1 pseudogene is annotated in these 416 nt (G+C 68.8%); it reads left to right on the top strand.

The annotated features are described in order from the left end of the window. Positions 1 to 416 (top strand): annotated as a pseudogene (locus H5407_RS23660) (heme utilization protein); the annotation flags it as partial.

Raw genomic sequence — 416 nt, 5'->3', positions numbered from 1 at the left:
TCACCAGCGCCCAGGTCGGCGCCCTGAGCTCCGACCAGGTCAAGACCCTGCAGACCGAGGACCTCGCCTCCATCAACACCGCGGCCCTGCGCGGCATGAACTCGGCCCAACTGGCCGCCTTGACCACGGACGAGATCGTGGCCCTGACCACGGCCCAGGCCGCCGCGCTCACCAGCAACCAGGTCGGCGGTCTCACCAGCGACCAGTTGCTGAAGCTGGAAACCGATGACCTGCGTGCCCTCAGCACCGCCACCATCAAGGCCCTCAGCAGCGAGCAGCTCGCCGCCCTGAGCTCCGACCAACTGGCCACGCTGACCACCGCCCAGGTCACCGCACTGACCACGGCGCAGCTGCGCGCCCTGTCCAGCGACGACCTCAACGCCCTGGGCACGGACCAGTTCAAGGTCTTGACCAGC

This window comes from Mitsuaria sp. WAJ17 (genome assembly GCF_014174515.1).
Taxonomy (GTDB): Bacteria; Pseudomonadota; Gammaproteobacteria; order Burkholderiales; family Burkholderiaceae_C; genus Roseateles_B.
The sequence above is the reverse complement of the archived record's forward strand: the minus strand, read 5'-3'. Positions and strand labels throughout refer to the sequence as shown.